The following is a 17256-nucleotide window of genomic DNA, read 5'->3' as shown; positions in this document are numbered from 1 at the left end:
CGCGCCCCCGTCCCGGTCGTCCACGTCGGGCGGCGGCACGGGCGGCACGGGTGGTCGCGGCCGTCCGGGCGGGCCCGGCTCCGGCCGCGGACGGGGGCCCGGTGCGGCGGCACGCTGGGCGGGACTGCCCGTCGTCGTGCGCCTCACGGTGCTCGTCGTCGCCGCGGTGGCCTGCGTCGTCGCGGGCGTCGCGTTCTCGGGGGCCGTCGCGCCGCGGCTCATGGCCGACCCCGGTGCCGTCGTGCGCTGGGGCCTGCCGGTCTCCGCGACGGTCACCGAGCTCGCGGCGTCCGTCGCGCTCGGCGCGCTCGTCCTCGCGGTGGGCGTCCTGCCGCGTCGCGACCCGGCGCTCGCCGGCAAGCCCGTCCGGGCGGGTCGCGCCGACGGTTCCGCGTACCCGCGCAGCCTGCTCGTCGCCGCCGGGGCCGCCGCGGTGTGGACCGTCGCGTCCGTCGTGCACCTCGTCCTCACGTACGCGAACGTCGCCGGACGCCGACCTGACTCCGCGCAGTTCGGGCAGGAGCTCGGGCTGTTCGTCACGCAGGTCGACCTCGGCCGCACGCTCCTGCTCATCACCACGACCGCGGCCGTCGTCACGGCCCTGTCGCTCGTCGTCGCGACCCCGACCGGCGCCGCGTGGACGGCGGTCGTCGTCCTCGTCGCCCTCTACCAGCAGGCGCAGCTCGGGCACGCGGCCGGCGCGTCGGGCCACGACCTCGCGACGTCGTCGATGGTCGTGCACCTCGTCGGGGCCGCCGTCTGGATCGGGGCGCTGGCCGCGCTCGCGGTGCTCGTCCGGCGGGTCGGGACCGACCTGTCGGCGTCGGTCGCGCGCTACTCGGTGGTCGCCGGCTGGTGCTTCGTCGCCGTCGCGGTCTCCGGGCTGGTCAACGGCCTCCTCCGCACGAGCGGCTGGTCCGACCTCACGACGACCTACGGCGTCCTGCTGCTCGCGAAGGTCGCGCTGTTCGGCGCGTTGGGGCTCCTCGGGCTCGCGCACCGCCGCGCGGTCGTCCCGCGCCTGGCGGGGGGCGCTGCGGCCCTCGCACCGACTCGTGCCACCGCGAGCGTCACGACCTCCGACCGTGCCGCGGGCGCCGCCGCGGACGTCCCGAACGCCGGTCGTGCCGGTGCCACCGCGGACGTCGCGAACGCCGGTCGTGCCGCGGGTGCCATCGCGGACGCCGACGCGGAACGACGTGCCGGCGGTGCGCTGTTCTGGCGGCTCGTCCTCGTCGAGCTCGCCGTGATGGGTGCCGTGTCCGGGGTCGCGGTGGCGCTCGGCTCGACGGCCCCGCCCGTCCCCGAGGAGGTCCCCGCCGACCCCTCGCCCGCGTACCGCCTCACCGGCCACCCGCTGCCGCCCGAGCCGACGACGCTGCGCTGGCTCACCGAGTGGCGATGGGACCTGCTGCTCGCGTCCGCGGCCGTCGCCGGGCTCGTCGTGTACTGGCGGTGGGTGCTTCGGCTGCGCCGCCGCGGCGACACCTGGCCGTGGGCGCGCACCGCGTCGTGGACCGTCGGGCTGCTGCTGTTCGGCTGGACGACGTCCGGCGCGCCCGCGCTCTACGGGCACGTCCTGTTCAGCGCGCACATGGTCCAGCACATGGTGCTCGCGATGGTCGTGCCGATCTTCGTCGCGCTGTCCGCCCCCGTGACCCTCGCGCTGCGCGCGCTGCCCGTGCGGTCGACCCGCCTGCGCGACGACGTGTCCCGCGGCCCGCGCGAGTGGATCCTCGTCCTCGTGCACAGCCGCGTCGGCGGCTTCCTCGCCCACCCCGTCGTCGCCGCCGTGAACTTCGTCGGCTCGATGGTGCTCTTCTACTACACCGGCCTGTTCGAGTGGTCGCTGCGCTCCCCGGTGGGGCACCTGGCGATGGTCGTGCACTTCACGCTCGCCGGGTACCTGTTCGTCAACGCCCTCGTCGGCGTCGACCCCGGCCCGAAGCGCCTGCCGTACCCGCAGCGGCTCCTGCTGCTGTTCGCGACGATGGCGTTCCACGCGTTCTTCGGCGTCGCCCTGGTGTCGGGCGAGACCCTGCTCGTCGCCGACTGGTTCGGCCTGATGGGCCGGCCGTGGGGCCCGAGCGCCCTCGCCGACCAGCAGATCGGCGGCGCGATCACGTGGGGGATCGGCGAGATCCCGACCCTCGCGCTCGCCATCGGCGTGGGGTTCGCGTGGGCGCGCGACGACGAGCGGACCGCGCGCCGCCGCGACCGCCGCGTCGACCGCGAGGGCGACGTCGAGATGGACGAGTACAACGCGATGCTCTCGGGCCTGGCCGCCCGCGACGCGCGGGACGCCGGCACGGCGCCCACCCCCCACCGCGCGCCCACGCCGCCGGGGAGCGACGACACGTCGCGCTGAGGGCGCCGGGGAACGTTCGTCGCGTGTTCACCGCGCGCTCACCACGCGTCGGTTCGTCGGGATCCTCCGGGTTGGAGGCTGTCGCTCGCCCCCCGCCCCGACGCACCCGAAGAGGCCCCGATGACGACCACCGACGACCGTCCCGGCCCCACGACGCACGCGGACCACCCCGCGCCGCGCCCCGCCGCCACCTCCGCCGCGACCGCCCTGTCGGCCCCCTCCACGGCCCCGTCCGCGGCCCCCGCCACGGCCCTCGACGCGGCGCCCGTCGTCGCCGCTCCCGTGACCGCGCCGGTCGAGCGGCCGACGCGCCGCGCCCTGCTGCCCTTCCTGCCGATGGCGGGCCACACGTCGGGCAAGCGCTCGGCCGTGACGTGCCACCTCAAGTGCGGCGACGCGTGCGCGCAGCCCGTCCCGAACACCTCGGCCAACCCGTACTTCCGCGACGTCGTCGAGACCGCCCTGAGCCGTCGCGCGGTCCTCGCGGGCGCGCTCGTCGCGGGTGCGGCGGTCGCGATCGCACCGGTCGTCGGCGACGCACTGCCCGCGGCGGCGCACGACGGCGGCCGCCCGCGCGGCCGGCTCGGCTTCCGGCCCATCGCGCCCGTGCCCGCGGCGACGGACTCGTTCGTCGTGCCCGACGGCTACCGGTGGCAGGCCCTCGTCCGCTGGGGCGACCCGCTGTTCTCGGCGCGGGACACGTTCGACCCGGCGACGCTCACGCCCGAGGTCGCGGAGCGGCTGTTCGGCTACAACTGCGACTACGTCGACGTCCTGGAGGACCCCGACGGCCGGTCGGCGACCCTCGTCGTCAACCACGAGTACACCAACGAGAACATCATGTTCCCGCCCGCGGCGACGCCCGAGGACCTCGACCGGCAGCGCCGGGTGGCGATGGCGTCGCACGGCATGTCGGTCGTCGGCCTCTACCGCTCGCGCAAGGGCAAGCCGTGGGCGTACCGGCCGGGCGCCCGCGTGAACCGCCGCATCACGGCGTCGACGCCCTTCACCTTCTCCGGTCCGGCGGCGGGGTCGGCCCTGCTGCAGACGTCGGCCGACCCGGCGGGCAGGACGCCGCTGGGCACGCTCAACAACTGCGCGGGCGGCACGACCCCGTGGGGCACCGTCCTGTCGGGCGAGGAGAACGTCAACCAGTACTTCCGCACCGCGGGGACGAGCGCGGCGGACAAGCGGTACGGGTTCGCGGACAAGGCGACGACGCGCGGCTGGGAGGCCGTCGACCCGCGCTTCGACGCGCGCACGCCGGGGTTCGAGAACGAGCCGCACCGGTTCGGCTGGGTCGTCGAGGTGGACCCGCAGGACCCGACGGCAGCGCCGGTCAAGCACACGGCGCTCGGCCGGTTCAAGCACGAGGGCGCGAACGTCATCGTCGGTCGGTCGGGTCACGTCGCCGCGTACATGGGCGACGACGAGCGGTTCGACTACCTCTACAAGTTCGTCTCGAAGGACCGCTACCGGGCGGGTGGGCGGCACCGCGAGAAGAACAAGCAGCTCCTGTCCGCGGGGAACCTGTACGTCGCGCGGTTCCACGGCGACTCGCCCGTCGAGGAGATCACCGGCACGGGCGCGCTGCCGTCCGACGGGGCGTTCGACGGCACCGGCGAGTGGGTGCCGCTCGTCCTCGACGGCGTCTCGCAGGTGCCCGGCTTCTCGACCGAGGAGGTGCTCGTCTTCACGCGGCTCGCGGCCGACGCCGTGGGCGCGACGAAGATGGACCGCCCCGAGGACGTCGAGCCGAACCCCGTGACGGGCCGCGTCTACGTGGCGTGCACCAACAACACCGACCGCGGGGCGGCCGGCAAGGAGGGCGCGACCGAGCCGAACCCGCGCGTGACCAACCGCAACGGCCACGTGGTCGAGCTCACCGAGTCGGGGAACGACCCGCGGTCGCTGACCTTCGGGTGGAGCATCCTGCTGCTGTGCGGCGACCCCGCCACGACGACCGGCACGTACTTCGCGGGCTTCCCGCCGGAGAAGGTGTCGCCGATCTCCTGCCCCGACAACGTGGCGTTCGACTCCGCGGGCAACCTGTGGGTCTCGACGGACGGCCAGCCCGGCACGATCGGCTACTGCGACGGCCTGTTCAAGGTGCCGCTCGAGGGCCGCGAGCGCGGCCACGTCCAGCAGTTCCTGTCGGTGCCGCGCGGCGCGGAGACGTGCGGGCCGGTCGTCCGCGACCGGGACGAGATGGTCTACGTCGCCGTCCAGCACCCCGGCGAGGACGGCCAGTGGGGCGCGCAGCAGTCGTTCTTCCCGGACTACGTCGCCGCGGGCACCCTGGACGGCGGCCGTTGGGGTGGCCCTCGCCCGTCGGTCGTCCAGGTCTGGCGCGACTGAGACCGCCGGCGTCGAGTGGGCCGCGGGGCACGCCGACCCACCCGACGCCGGCCCTGTCCCGGCCCCCCGCGCGCCCGGAGCCCCTGCGACCCGGCCCTGCCCCCCACTCCCGGCCGACCTCCACTCCCGCCCGACCCCCACACCCGCCCGACCCCGTCATGACGCCCCGTCCTCCCGCGGAACCGGGCATCAGGACGGGGTCGTCTGCCCACCGAACTCGCCCGGCCGCCCGGCGGCCGACCCCGTCATGACGCCCCCTCACGCCCCGGACGCAGGCACCAGGACGGGGTCGTCAGCCGGACGGGGTAAGCGAGGGCCGGGCGCCTGTGCTCGTCGGCAGCCCCAGGGGTGGTGAGAGGGTCACAGGGCCGCGTGGCGTGCGATCGCCCACAGGCGTCGGTCTCCGGGGAAGGGCGGGCCGCGGTCGTCCGGTGGGATGCCGCTCGTGCCCCGCCGCGCTGTCGTCCCGTCGTCCCTCCTCGTCCTCGCGTCCCGGCAGGGCGGGCTGATCTCGTCCACCCAGGCGGACGCCGCCGGTGTGGGGAGCACCCGCCGCACCCGCCTGGTGCGGGACGGCATGTGGGGACGTCCGACGCACGGCGTCTACGACCCGACCCCCGGGGTGCGGTACGGGGTGGACGAGCGACGTCGCCGGGCCGCGTGGACGGGGCTGCTCGCGTACGGACCGGGCGCGGTCGCGGTGGGGTCGTGTGCGCTGGCGCTGCTCGGCGTCGCCGGGCTGCCCGCGACGCTCGTGCCGGAGGTCGCGCTCCCGGCGGGTCGTCACCACCGGCCCCGGGACGGCGTGCGCGTCCGGTGCTTCGGCGAGACCGTGCCGCTGGAGGCTGTCCGGCACGGTGCCGCGCTCGTGGCGGGGCTGACGACGGCCCTGGTCCAGGCGGTGCCGGAGCTGGGACCGCGTCACGCGCTCGCGGTCCTCGACGACGTCACCCGGCGCGGTCTGCTCTCGGCGGAGGGTGCGCTGGAGGTGCGTCGGCGGGTCGTCGGGCGGCGGGGCGCGGCGGGGGTGCGCGACGTGTGGGCCCTCGTCGACGCCCGGGCGGAGTCGCCGCTCGAGTCGTTCGCGCGGTGGGACTGCACGGTCGCCGGGCTCGCGCCGGACGAGCTGCAGGTGGAGGTGCGGTCGACGTCGGGACGCCTTCTCGGGCGCGCCGACCTCGGCTGGCGGATCGACGACGGTCGGTGGCTGCTGGTCGAGATCGACGGCCGTGACGTCCACGAGTCGCCGGCAGCGCTGCTGCACGACCGGCACCGTCAGAACGCGCTGCTCGGCACGGGCAGGGTGGACGTGCTGCGCTTCGCGGCGTCGGACCTCGGCCCGTCGGGCGTGATGCTCCGCACCCTTCGAGCCCATCTCGCAGGACGGCGTCGCGCGCCGACCCCGTCCTGGTGACCGCGACAGTCGTGCTCACGGGCGCGAGGACGGGGTGGATCCGTCGTCGACGACCCGGCGTCCCAGCGGGGCGTGATAGGACGGGGCGGTGACCGAGCCGACCGCAGACGCCGTCCCCGCCACCCCCTTCCACGACCTCGATGCCTACGTCGCGCTGCCGCGGCTGTCGGGCCTCGTCCTCTCGCCCGACGGGACGCGCCTCGCCACCGCCGTCGCGACCCTCGACCGCAAGAAGACGAAGTACGTCACGGCGTTGTGGGAGGTCGACCCCGCGGGGGAGCGGCCGGCCCGCCGCCTGACCCGCAGCGCGAAGGGCGAGGCCAGCGCCGCGTTCACGCCGGCGGGCGACCTGCTCTTCACGAGCGCGCGCCCCGACCCCGACGCCAAGGACGGCGACGACGACGCGGTCCCGGCGCTGTGGCTCCTGCCGGCCGACGGCCCGGAGGCGTGGGTCGTCGCGGACCGCGCCGCGGGCCTGGGCGGGGTCAAGGTCGCCGCCGACGCGCCCGTGGTTCTGGTGTCGTCCGACGTGCTGCCGTCGGCGAAGGACGCGGAGACCGACGAGAAGCTGCGCAAGGCCCGCAAGGACAAGAAGGTCGCGGCGATCCTGCACGACTCCTATCCGGTCCGGTACTGGGACCACGACCTCGGGCCGGAGTCGCCGCACGTGTTCACGGCCGACCTCGGGGCCGAGGTCGTGACGCCGCTCGCGGGCACGCAGGACCCGCGCCTGACGCTGCGCGACGCGACGCCGGACGCCCGGTCGGCGCTCGTGGAGCAGTCGGCCGCGATCTCGCCGGACGGGACGACGGTCGTCACCGGCTGGACGCTCCCGCGGGCGCGGGGTGACCAGCGCACCGTGCTGGTGGCGGTCGACGTGGCGACGGGGGAGCGGCGCACGCTCGTCGATGACGAGGGCGCGGACGTCTTCGGGCCCGTGGTGTCGCCGGACGGACGGTGGGTCGCGTTCGGGCGGGAGTCGATCTCGACGCCGCACGAGGCGCCGCGCGTGTCGCTGCACGTCGTGCCGCTCGCGGGTGGCGACGTCCGCCCGCTCGGTGCCGAGTGGGACCGCTGGCCGCACGACCCGGTGTGGCTGCCGACCTCGGACGGGCTGCTCGTCACGGCCGACGACGACGGCCGCGGCCCGGTGTTCCGCGTCGACCTCGCGTCGGGTGCGGTGAGCCGTGTGACGGCGGACGACGCGGTCTTCACGGACGTGCAGGTCAGCCCCGACGGGCGGACGGTGTACGCGCTGCGCTCGTCGTACGAGGCGCCCGCCCACCCGGTGCGGATCGACCTGGCGCGTGCCGTCGAGCAGGGCGGTCCGGTCGAGGCGACGCCGCTCGTGTCGCCCGCGGCGACCCCGGACGTACCGGGTCGGCTCACGGAGGTCGAGACGACCGTCGCCGACGGCCGCCGGGTGCGCGCCTGGCTCGCGCTCCCCGAGGACGCGACCGCGGACGCCCCCGCGCCGCTGCTGCTGTGGATCCACGGCGGGCCGCTCGGTTCGTGGAACACGTGGTCGTGGCGGTGGAACCCGTGGCTGCTCGTCGCGCAGGGGTACGCGGTGCTGCTGCCGGACCCCGCGCTGTCGACCGGGTACGGGCAGGACTTCGTGCAGGCGGGCTGGGGGGCGTGGGGCGCGGCGCCGTTCACCGACCTCATGGCCGTGACCGACGCGGCCGAGCAGCGCGACGACGTCGACGCGAGCCGGACCGCCGCGATGGGCGGCTCGTTCGGCGGGTACATGGCCAACTGGGTCGCGGGCCACACGGACCGGTTCCGCGCGATCGTCACGCACGCGAGCCTGTGGGCCCTCGACCAGTTCGGTCCGACGACCGACGCCGCCTTCTACTGGCAGCGCGAGATGACCGACGAGATGGCGCTCGAGAACTCGCCGCACCGGTTCGTCGAGAAGATCGTCACGCCGATGCTCGTCGTGCACGGCGACAAGGACTACCGGGTGCCGATCGGCGAGGGCCTGCGCCTCTGGTACGAGCTCGTCGCGTCGTCGGGCCTGGCCGCCGACGACGAGGGCCGCACGCCGCACCGGTTCCTGTACTTCCCGGACGAGAACCACTGGGTCCTGACACCGCAGCACGCGGTCGTCTGGTACCAGGTCGTGCAGGCGTTCCTCGCGCAGCACGTGCTGGGCGAGGAGGACGTGACGTACCCGGAGGTGCTCGGCTGACGTCCTCGCGAGGGTGCCCGGGCGGTGGTCCGGGCACCCCGTGGACGCGCTTCCGGATGCGCGAGGGTTCTACCCGCGCCAGACTCCTGTGTCAAGAGTCGGACGCCCTCCTCGTTCGACGGGACGGAAGGAGCCACGCATGGGTATCGGAGGCGGTATCGCCCTGATCGTCATCGGCGCGATCCTCGCGTTCGGCGTGCGGGACAGCGTCGACGCCATCGACCTCACGACGATCGGCTACATCTGCATCGGTGCGGGCGTGCTCGCGCTGATCCTCGCGATCATCATCAACGCCCAGCGCAGCAACACCACGCACCGCGAGGTCATCGACCAGCGGGTGGGTGGCACGGCGCAGGCCGCCGCGCCGCAGGCGCCCCAGGCCCCGCAGGCCCCCCAGGCCCCGGCCGCGCCCGTGCAGCAGGCACCCGCGCAGCCCGTCCAGCCGGTGCAGCAGCCCCCGCAGACGCCGCCGCCCGCGCGCGGCGTGTGACCCGGTCGGCCGGCCGCTGACCGGTCGCCGACGCACGATGCCCCGACGACCTCACCTGGTCGTCGGGGCATCGTGCTGTCCGCCGGGGCCTGGTCAGGGCGCGCGGGTCGACCGTCAGGACGCCCGGGCTGCCTCGACGATCGCCGCGGCCAGGTCGTCGGGCCGCGAGAACATCGGCCAGTGCCCGGTGGGGAGGTCGACGTAGGTGACGTCGAACCGGCCGAGCTCGGTGTGCAGCGGCGGTCCGCCGTCGACCATCGTCCGCAGCACGTCGGACGGCAGGCTCGTGCAGACCGCGGTGACCGGCACGTCGAACCGCCGGGTCTCGCCGACGTGGACCTCGCCCCGTGCGACGCGCGCCGGGTGCGGCACGGCCCGCTCCCGGAACCGGCTCAGCGCGGCGTCGTCGAGGCCGTCGAGGCTCGACCCCTCGGCGGCGAGCTCGTCCCACGACGGCAGCGGCAGGCCGGTGACGTCGGCGGGCAGGTCGAGGGCGAGTGCCGCACCGTCCTCGAGCGGTCCGCTGTCGACGTACACGGCGCGTCGCACGCGGTCGGGACGGCGGTCGACGACCTCGCCGACGACGGCCCCGCCGCCCGAGTGGCCGACGAGGACGACGTCGCCGTCGAGCGTGTCGAGCAGGTCGGTGACGGCGGCGACGTGGTCGGCGCGCGTGACCGCGGCGGTCACGCCGGAGACGTCGTCGCCGGGGGCGAGCCCGGGGAGCGTGACGGGGTGAGGGTCGAGGCCGGCGTCGCGGAGCGCGGGGACGACGTCGTCCCACGCCCAGCCGCCGAGCCAGAAGCCGGGGACGAGGATCACGTGTGTGGCGGTGGTGGTCATGGGACCAGCCTGCCGGGGGGTCGGTGACAGCCGTCTGTCACCGTCGTGTCACCATCATGGAGCGACGACACCCGGCGAGGAGGAGCCCGTGAACCGCACCGACCGGCTGTACGCGCTCGCCGAGGAGCTGCGCCGCGTCGGCCCGCACGGCACGACCAGCACCCGCCTCGCCCGGCTCTTCGAGGTCACGACGCGCACCGTCAAGCGGGACGTCTCGGCGCTGCAGCAGGCCGGGCTGCCCGTCGTCGCGCAGGCCGGACCGGGCGGCGGGTACGTGCTCGTCGGGGCGACGCTGCCGCCGGTCGCGCTCACGCCGGGGCAGGCGGTCGCGCTCGCGCTCGCCGTCGACGCGCTCCCGGCGGGCAGCCCGTTCGGCGTCGACGCGCGCACGGCCCGCGACAAGGTCCTCGACGCGCTGTCCCCGGCCGACCGCGACCGTGCCGCCGAGCTGACGGCGCGCGTGTGGACCCGCCCGGACCGCGCGGGCCCCGACGACGCCCCGCCCGTGGCCCCGGCCGTCCTGCGGGCCGTCGAGGACGCCCTCACCCGGCGACGCGTCCTCGCGCTCGACTACGTCGACGGCCGCGGCACGACGTCGCAGCGCCGCGTCGAGCCGGTCGTCCTCGCCCGCACCGGTGGCGCCTGGTACCTCGCCGCGTGGTGCCGCACCCGCACGGACTTCCGCTGGTTCCGGCTCGACCGCGTGCGCCGCGCCGACGTCACCGCCGAGCAGCACGAGCCCCGTCCCGTCGCCGACGTGGGCGCACCGCCCGACGACGCGCACCCCGTCGGCCGACGCCCCGGCTGACGGGCCGCGCGGAACGCCCGGCGGCTGTCGGCGGCGCACGGCAGACTGTCGGCGACGCACCGGGACGCACCGCGACGGACCCGGACGGATCAGGCAGGGGGCCCGATGGGATCGATGGACGAGCGCGAGGCGCGCGAGGTCAAGGCGCAGGCTGGGGACCTGGTGCGGGAGCTCGCGCAGCGCACGGTGCACGCCGAGGGGGTGCACGAGACGCCGGCGCCCACGATCGCCCTCGGACTCGCGCCGCTGCCCGGCGGCGGGTACGGCCTCGCGGTGCGGTACCGCCTGGGCGTGCCGTCGGTGCGGAGCATCGCGCGCAAGGTCGCCGAGCAGGTCGGACCCGCCGCGGACGTCCGCCGCACGGGACGCATCCGCACGCTGCCTGCCGTCGACGACCCGTCGAAGGTGCGCCCCCGCCCGCCCGTCGTCACCGCCCGGGCGCTCGGCGAGACCGGGCGCGTCCGGCCGCTGCGGCCCGGCATCTCGATCGCGCACGCGCGGGTCTCGGCGGGCACGCTCGGCGCGTTCGTCGTGGTCGACGGCCGGATGCACGTGCTGTCCAACTACCACGTCCTGTCGGGCTCGCCCTCGGCGAAGGTGGGCGACCCGACCCTGCAGCCCGGCCCCGCGGACGGCGGGACGTACCCGGCCGACAAGGTCGGCGAGCTGTCGGCCCGCGTCGACCTCGAGCCCGACGGGCGGGCCACGGTCGACTGCGCGCTCGCGGTCCTCGACCCTGCCGACGTCGACGTCGACCTGCGCTACCCCGTCGGCCCGATCACCACGACCGCGGTGGCCCTCGGCGGTGAGGCCGTCGCGAAGATCGGCCGGACGACCGCCCTCACCAGGGGTCGTGTCACGGCCATCGAGCTCGACGACGTCGTCGTCGGGTACGGCGACGAGCTCGGCGAGATCGCGTTCGACGACCAGATCGAGGTCGAGTCGACCGGCCGGTCGGCGTTCTCGCGCGGCGGCGACTCCGGGTCGCTCGTGTACCGCGAGGACGGGGTCGCGCTGGGACTGCTCTTTGCCGGATCGGAGACCGGGGGCGAGAATGGGACCGGGCTGACGTACGTCAACCCGATCGATGCCGTCCTCGACGCCCTCGGCGCCACGCTCGCCGGCTGACCGCCGGACGACGCGCCGCCGCGCTCCGGACGGCGGGAAGCGGTGCAGCATGGCGGACCTCGAGCAGGCGCGCGCAGCGAAGGAACGGTTGCGGGCGGCCCTGGCAGGCAGACCCGGCGTGCGCGGGATCGGGGTCGCACCCGACGGCGACGGCTACCAGCTCCAGGTCAACGTGACCTCCCGGACCACGTCCGCCGTCGTGCCGCCGGCCGTCGACGGCGTCACGGTGCGGGTCCGCGTGGTCGGGGCGGTGACGGCGAGCGCCTGACCGGGCGCAGGACGGCAGGCGCCCACGACCGGGCGCCCAAGGCACGGAGGAGGACGACGCGGACCGACGGGGGTCACCCGGACGGCCGAGCACGATCGGGGCGATTCCGGACCCACCGGGCCGCTGAGCGGGCCTGATCGACGCGTCGGTGGGGTGATCTCATCGACCTCTCATGCCCTCAACTGTTCGGACAGGTGTCCGAGGGACGATGATGGGCCCGTGACGCGCCGGGGGACCGCCGAGGGGACCCGCAGGGACCATCGGTCCGCTGCGGCGCTCGTCGGCGTCCGCGGGCTCGCGACCGCCGCCCACCGCCTGGACCGCTGCCGGACCGTCGACGAGGTCGTCGAGGTCGCGGCCGCCGTCGGTGTCGAGGTCCTCGGCGCGAAGCTCGTCGCCGTGCTGCGCATCGAGCAGGACACCGCGCGCGTCATCGCGATCGAGCCCGAGCCGACCGACCCGCGCATCCGCTGGCGCAGCCGCGCCTCGTACCGCGCGGACGACCGCCCCGCGCTGCGCCAGCTCATCCGCGAACGGTCCAGCTGGGTCGCGCACTCCGTCGACGTGGCCGGACGTCCCGTCGCCGACGGCGACGCGGGGGCGGGCGACGCCGTCGAGATCGGGTCGCTGCGGGAGATCGACGGCGGGTCGGCGCTCGCGTCGCCGGTCGTCGTCAACGGCAGCGTCTGGGGCCAGCTCTACGCGATGCGGGAGGTCGGCTCGCCGCTGTTCGGCATCGACGACATCGCCCGGTCCGAGGTCCTCGCGGCGCTCGCGGCCGGCGCCGTCGCGCGGGTCGACCTCGAGGCGCAGGTCCGGCACCTCGTCGCGGACGACCCGCTGACGGGTCTGGTGAACCGTCGCATCGCGGACGCCGCCGCCGAGTCGGCCCTCGAGTCCGGCCTGGAGACGTGCATCGTCATGTGCGACGTCGACGGCCTCAAGCGCGTGAACGACGAGCTCGGCCACGACACCGGCGACGACCTGCTGCGGTCCGTCGCAGACGTCCTGCGCCGCGCCGCCGACGCCCTGCCCGGCGCGGTCGCCGCCCGCATCGGCGGCGACGAGTTCTGCCTCGTGACGAGCGGCCGGCGCCGCAGCGAGGTCGCCGAGGTCGTCGCCGCGACCGTCGCCGAGTTCCCCCTGCCGCACGGCGCCGCCATCTCCTACGGGATCGCGACCACCGCCGTGACGGGCTCGACGTCCGCGCGGCACCTGTTCCGGCAGGCCGACATGGCCCAGTACCGCGCCAAGCGGGCCCGGGCGCGCGCCCTGCGGGCCGCCGCCCCGACGACCGCCGATCCCGCCGTCACGGCGGAGCGGGTCGTCGTCGCCGGGTCCGCCGCCATCGTCGCCGCGCAGTCGGGCATCGTGCCGCGGCTGTGCGCGCTCGCCGCGGCCGCGACCGAGACCCTGGGCGGCGCCGGGTGGGCCGTCCTCATGCGTCGTCCCGGCGACGGGCCCGACACGTCGCCGTCCGCCGTCGCGCGCGGCGGGGCGCCCGTCGACCTCACGGCCGCCGAGTCGTCGACGACCGTCGTCGAGCACGGCCCGTGGGTCGTCGAGATCGGCGTGTCCGCGACGGCCGCGACAGGCGAGGTCGTCGACACGTCCCTCGACGCGCTGGTCGCGGTCGCGGTCCTCGGCGCGTCCTGACCCCGGCGCTCCACCCCTGCTCGCTCGCCTGGGTGTGCCGACCCCGTGCCGACGCCCGCTCCTGGCCCGCTGTCGGGCGCCAGGACGGGGTCGACCCAGGCTCACGTCCGGTCGTGGACCGTCGGTGGGCGGGACGGCGCGGTCGGCGCGGAGGGCAGGGTCGGCCGTGGGATGCGCGTCCGGGTCAGCCGTGGAGGGGGAGGGTGAGGGTGTCGGGGGCGCCGTCGACGAGCCGCACGGGCACGCCCCAGTCCTGGGCGTTGAGGTGGCAGGCCGGGTACTCGACGGCGGGGTCGGCGTCGCAGCTCGCGGCGTGCGCGGTGACGTGCAGGACGCCCTCGCGGACGGACGGGTCGAGGCGCAGGACGCGCGTGAGCGGGACGTCGTCGCCGGCGCCGTCGAGCAGCAGCCCGGGCGGCGTCGAGGAGACCTGCAGGCGCGTCGACGGCCCGTAGCGGTCGTCGTACTTCTGCCCGGCGGCGGGCGTGAAGACGACGTCGAGCCGGACCTCGCCGGGCGCGAGGTCGGTCACGGGCCGCTGGGTGCGGTGCGCGCCCCCGTCGACGACCTGACCTGCCCCGGCGGGCAGCGCGACGCGCGCGACGCGGTGCGCGGACGACTCGACGACCAGGACCTCCACGCGTCCGTCGGGCCCGGCGGGCAGGACGACGAGCCCGCTGGGCTCGGCGAGGTCGGCGGCGACGGTCGTGACGTCGCCCGGACCGACGCCCTCGCCGGTGCCCGGGACGTACCGGCGCAGCGCCCCGTTGTAGGTGTCCGCGACGAGGACGGACCCGTCGGCCAGCGCCGCGACGCCGAGGGGGTGCTGCAGGCGGGCCTGGTCGGCCGGGCCGTCGCGGTGGCCGAAGTCGAAGAGCCCCTCGCCGACCGCGGTGTGCACGGTGCCGTCCGTGGGGTCGAGCCAGCGCAGCGCGGACGTCTCGGAGTCGGCGAGCCACACGCGTCCGTCCGGCCCGACGGACAGCCCCGACGGCTGCGCGAACCACGCCTCGGGGCCGGGGCCGTCGAGCAGCCCCTCGTTCATCGTCCCGGCGACGTGCCGGACGCGGTGCCCGTCGAACGTCCACAGCGTGTGGTGGCCGGCCATGGCGACGACGAACGCACCGAGCACGTCCGACCAGGCGACGTCCCACGGCGACGACAGGCGCACGTCGAGGGCGGGCCCGTCGTACCCGGCGCCGGTGCCGCCGCCGCGCACGTTGTCGGCCGCACCGACCATGAGCTGCTCGCCGGTCCCGGCGACGGTCGTCACGACGCCGTCCGCGAGCCGGACGCCGCGCAGCGCGTGGTTGACGGTGTCGGCGACGAGGACGTCGAACCCGAGGGTGTCGCGCAGGTGGTCGGGCACGAGGGCCAGGCCGTTCGGCTCGCTGAACCGGGCGTCGTCGGGGCCGCCGTCGACGAGCCCACGCTCGCCCGACCCGATGCGCCGCACGAGCGTCGAGCCGTCCGCGGCGACCTCCGTGAGGCCGTGGTGCCCGGCGTCGGCGACGAGCAGCGTCCCGCCGGGCAGCGCGACGGCCTTCGCGGGGAACCGCAGCGTGCCCGACGTGGGCGCGGGCGGCACGTACGGGCCGTCGCCGCGGTGCAGCGTGCCCTTCGCGTCGTGCTCGGCGACGAGGTCCTCGAGCAGCACCTCGAGGTTGTGCCGGTGCCCTTCGCCGGCCATCTGCGCGACGACGTACCCCTCGGGGTCGATGACGACGAGCGTCGGCCAGGCCCGCGCGGTGTACGCCGACCACGTGACGAGCTCCGGGTCGTCGAGCACGGGGTGGTGCACCTCGTACCGCTCGACGGCCGCGGCGAGCGCGACGGGGTCGGCCTCGTGGACGAACTTCGGCGAGTGCACCCCGACGACGACCAGTACGTCGCGGAACCGCTCCTCGACCTCGCGCAGCTCGTCGAGCACGTGCAGGCAGTTGATGCAGCAGAACGTCCAGAAGTCGAGGACGACGACCTTCCCGCGCAGCTCGCCGAGCGTCACGTCCTTCCCGCCGGTGTTGAGCCACCCCCGCCCGACGAGCTCGGAGGCGCGGACACGGGGGAGTCGGGTGGAGGGCGTCGCGGTCACGCCCTCCATTGTCCGGCACGGCGCACCGTCGATCACGCAGGTGCGCGCGGCGCCCGACCGGCCGATGTCACCCGATCGGGCGATGGGCGGGTGGAGCCGCGGACGGGAGGGTGGGGTGCCGTCGCCGACCGTGCGCGGCTGGACGGAGAAACTCGGTGCGTCTGCGCGTCCTCGGTGCGCTCGCTTCCGTCGGCACGCTCCTGGTGGGCCTGCTGCTCGCCGGGGCGGCGGCACCCGCGGCAGCCGCGGGCCTCACGTTCGACGGCCAGGTCTTCTCGATCACGACCAACCAGGGCCTCGCCGGGATGCGCGTGGAGATCGTCGCCGTGAACGACGACGGCAGCTTCGGCGCCGTCCTGCTCTCGACGACGACGACCGACACCCCGGGCGACCCCGGGCGGTTCGTCCTCGACCTCCCGGCCACGAAGCCCGCGGGCCGCGCGGCGATCCGGGCGGTCGACCCCGCCGGGCGGTACCTCCCCAGCTACGACAACTGGGGCCGCACCTACCCTGCGCCGTACAACCTGGCCGGCAACGGCGTCTGGGACGCGCTCTACAGCGACTACGCGCCGTGGCGCGGGACGTCCTTCGCGATGGGGGCCGCGGGCCGGTTCGTGCCGATCGCCCCGGTGCGCGTCGCCGACACCCGGGTCAACGGTCACGGACCGATGCAGCGCGGCTCCTGGTACCGGATCTCCATGCCCGCGCTGCCCGGAGAGCCCGTCGCGTACGTGCTCAACGTGACGGCGACGGGGACGCAGTGCGACGCGAGCTACCTCGCGGTCGGCATGAACGTCGTGGGGTACGTGTCGGGCGCCGAGACGAGCATCGTCAACGCGCGCGCCGGCGCCGACGTCGCCAACCTCACGACGATCCGCTTCGGCACGCGCTACCCCGAGCTCGGCGGGGACTGGGTCCAGCTCTACAACCACGAGTGCGCGACCGACGTCGTCGTCGACCTGCAGGGCTACTACGACAGCGGTTCGCCCGACGGGGCGGGCTACGTCCCCGTGACCCCGGAGCGCGTCGTGGACACGCGGTCCGGTGCGGGACCCCTCGGCGCCGGGGAGTCGCGGCGTGTGGACCTCGCAGCACTCGCGCCCGACATGCCCGACGACGCGGTCGCGGTCGCCGTCAATCTCACCGCGACCGGCACGACCGCGGTGACGTCCTACCTGTCCGCGTACCCCACGGGCTACACGCCCGGCCGGTCGACGAGCGTGCTCAACGCCCGGCAGGGACAGGACGTCGCGAACGTCGCGGTCGTGCCGCTCGCCGACGACGGCTCCTTCGAGGTCTACAACGACGCGGGCCGGACGGACGTCGTGCTCGACGTCCAGGGCTGGTACACCGCGACGGGCGGCGTCTCGTTCTTCCCGCTCGACCACCGGCGCCTGACGACGGGCGACGCGCTGCTCGGTGCCGGCCAGGAGCGGGTCGTCGGCGCACCGGGGCGAGGCATCGAGATCCCCGCGGACGCCCAGGCGCTCGCGGTCAACCTGACGAGCGCCGCGGGGTCGGAGGCGACGTCGTACGTGACGGCGTACCCGGCGGGCGTGGCGCGGCCGCTGGCCAGCAACCTCAACACGGTGCGCGGCGTCGACCTCGCGAACAGCGCCGTGGTCGGCCTCGGCGCG

The 17256-nt window shown here is 75.8% G+C and carries 12 protein-coding genes; 10 read left to right on the top strand and 2 right to left on the bottom strand.

Features of this window, described 5'->3' with window-relative positions; translation table 11 throughout:
• Positions 1-124: 124 nt before the first annotated feature.
• The 5 genes from CBZ_RS15535 (at position 125) to CBZ_RS21860 (ending at position 8824) form a co-directional block, all read left to right on the top strand.
• Positions 125-2368: a bifunctional copper resistance protein CopD/cytochrome c oxidase assembly protein gene (locus CBZ_RS15535; RefSeq protein WP_507762212.1), complete on the top strand. Its 2244-nt coding sequence runs from the start codon at positions 125-127 to the stop codon at positions 2366-2368.
• A gap of 336 nt (positions 2369-2704) precedes the next feature.
• Positions 2705-4726, top strand: coding sequence for a PhoX family protein (locus tag CBZ_RS15530; RefSeq protein ID WP_130782412.1), 2022 nt, complete (start codon positions 2705-2707; stop codon positions 4724-4726).
• Positions 4727-5171: 445 nt separating this feature from the next.
• On the top strand, positions 5172-6140 hold the full coding sequence (locus CBZ_RS15525; RefSeq protein WP_130782411.1) for a type IV toxin-antitoxin system AbiEi family antitoxin domain-containing protein: 969 nt from the start codon (positions 5172-5174) through the stop codon (positions 6138-6140).
• Positions 6141-6228: 88 nt separating this feature from the next.
• Positions 6229-8334, top strand: coding sequence for an alpha/beta hydrolase family protein (locus tag CBZ_RS15520; RefSeq protein ID WP_130782410.1), 2106 nt, complete (start codon positions 6229-6231; stop codon positions 8332-8334).
• Positions 8335-8473: 139 nt separating this feature from the next.
• On the top strand, positions 8474-8824 hold the full coding sequence (locus tag CBZ_RS21860) for a DUF6458 family protein (protein WP_246013467.1): 351 nt from the start codon (positions 8474-8476) through the stop codon (positions 8822-8824).
• 114 nt (positions 8825-8938) lie between these two features.
• On the opposite strand, the gene CBZ_RS15510 is transcribed toward CBZ_RS21860, so the two are convergent.
• Positions 8939-9667 carry an alpha/beta fold hydrolase gene (locus CBZ_RS15510; protein WP_130782409.1) on the bottom strand — a complete coding sequence of 243 codons (729 nt, stop codon included), beginning with the start codon at positions 9665-9667 and terminating at the stop codon, positions 8939-8941.
• Positions 9668-9755: 88 nt separating this feature from the next.
• On the opposite strand from CBZ_RS15510, the gene CBZ_RS15505 reads away from it, so the two are divergent.
• The 4 genes from CBZ_RS15505 to CBZ_RS15490 all read left to right on the top strand — a co-directional run bounded on the left by CBZ_RS15505 (position 9756) and on the right by CBZ_RS15490 (position 13527).
• The gene (locus CBZ_RS15505) at positions 9756-10475 is read left to right on the top strand and encodes a helix-turn-helix transcriptional regulator (protein ID WP_174768687.1); all 720 of its coding nucleotides are present in this window, start codon (positions 9756-9758) and stop codon (positions 10473-10475) included.
• 105 nt (positions 10476-10580) lie between these two features.
• On the top strand, positions 10581-11603 hold the full coding sequence (locus CBZ_RS15500) for a chymotrypsin family serine protease (protein ID WP_130782407.1): 1023 nt from the start codon (positions 10581-10583) through the stop codon (positions 11601-11603).
• A 118-nt stretch (positions 11604-11721) separates the two neighbouring features.
• Positions 11722-11871 carry a hypothetical protein gene (locus CBZ_RS15495; protein WP_246013465.1) on the top strand — a complete coding sequence of 50 codons (150 nt, stop codon included), beginning with the start codon at positions 11722-11724 and terminating at the stop codon, positions 11869-11871.
• A 219-nt stretch (positions 11872-12090) separates the two neighbouring features.
• On the top strand, positions 12091-13527 hold the full coding sequence (locus tag CBZ_RS15490) for a GGDEF domain-containing protein (protein ID WP_130782405.1): 1437 nt from the start codon (positions 12091-12093) through the stop codon (positions 13525-13527).
• A 184-nt stretch (positions 13528-13711) separates the two neighbouring features.
• On the opposite strand, the gene CBZ_RS15485 is transcribed toward CBZ_RS15490, so the two are convergent.
• Positions 13712-15628 carry an NHL domain-containing thioredoxin family protein gene (locus CBZ_RS15485; RefSeq protein ID WP_130782404.1) on the bottom strand — a complete coding sequence of 639 codons (1917 nt, stop codon included), beginning with the start codon at positions 15626-15628 and terminating at the stop codon, positions 13712-13714.
• A gap of 146 nt (positions 15629-15774) precedes the next feature.
• Between CBZ_RS15485 and CBZ_RS15480 the strand changes: the two genes are divergently transcribed.
• On the top strand, positions 15775-17256 hold a 1482-nt coding region (locus tag CBZ_RS15480; protein WP_218022791.1), incomplete at its 3' end, for a hypothetical protein.

Source organism: Cellulomonas biazotea (genome assembly GCF_004306155.1).
GTDB lineage: Bacteria > Actinomycetota > Actinomycetes > Actinomycetales > Cellulomonadaceae > Cellulomonas > Cellulomonas biazotea.
The sequence above is the reverse complement of the archived record's forward strand: the minus strand, read 5'-3'. Positions and strand labels throughout refer to the sequence as shown.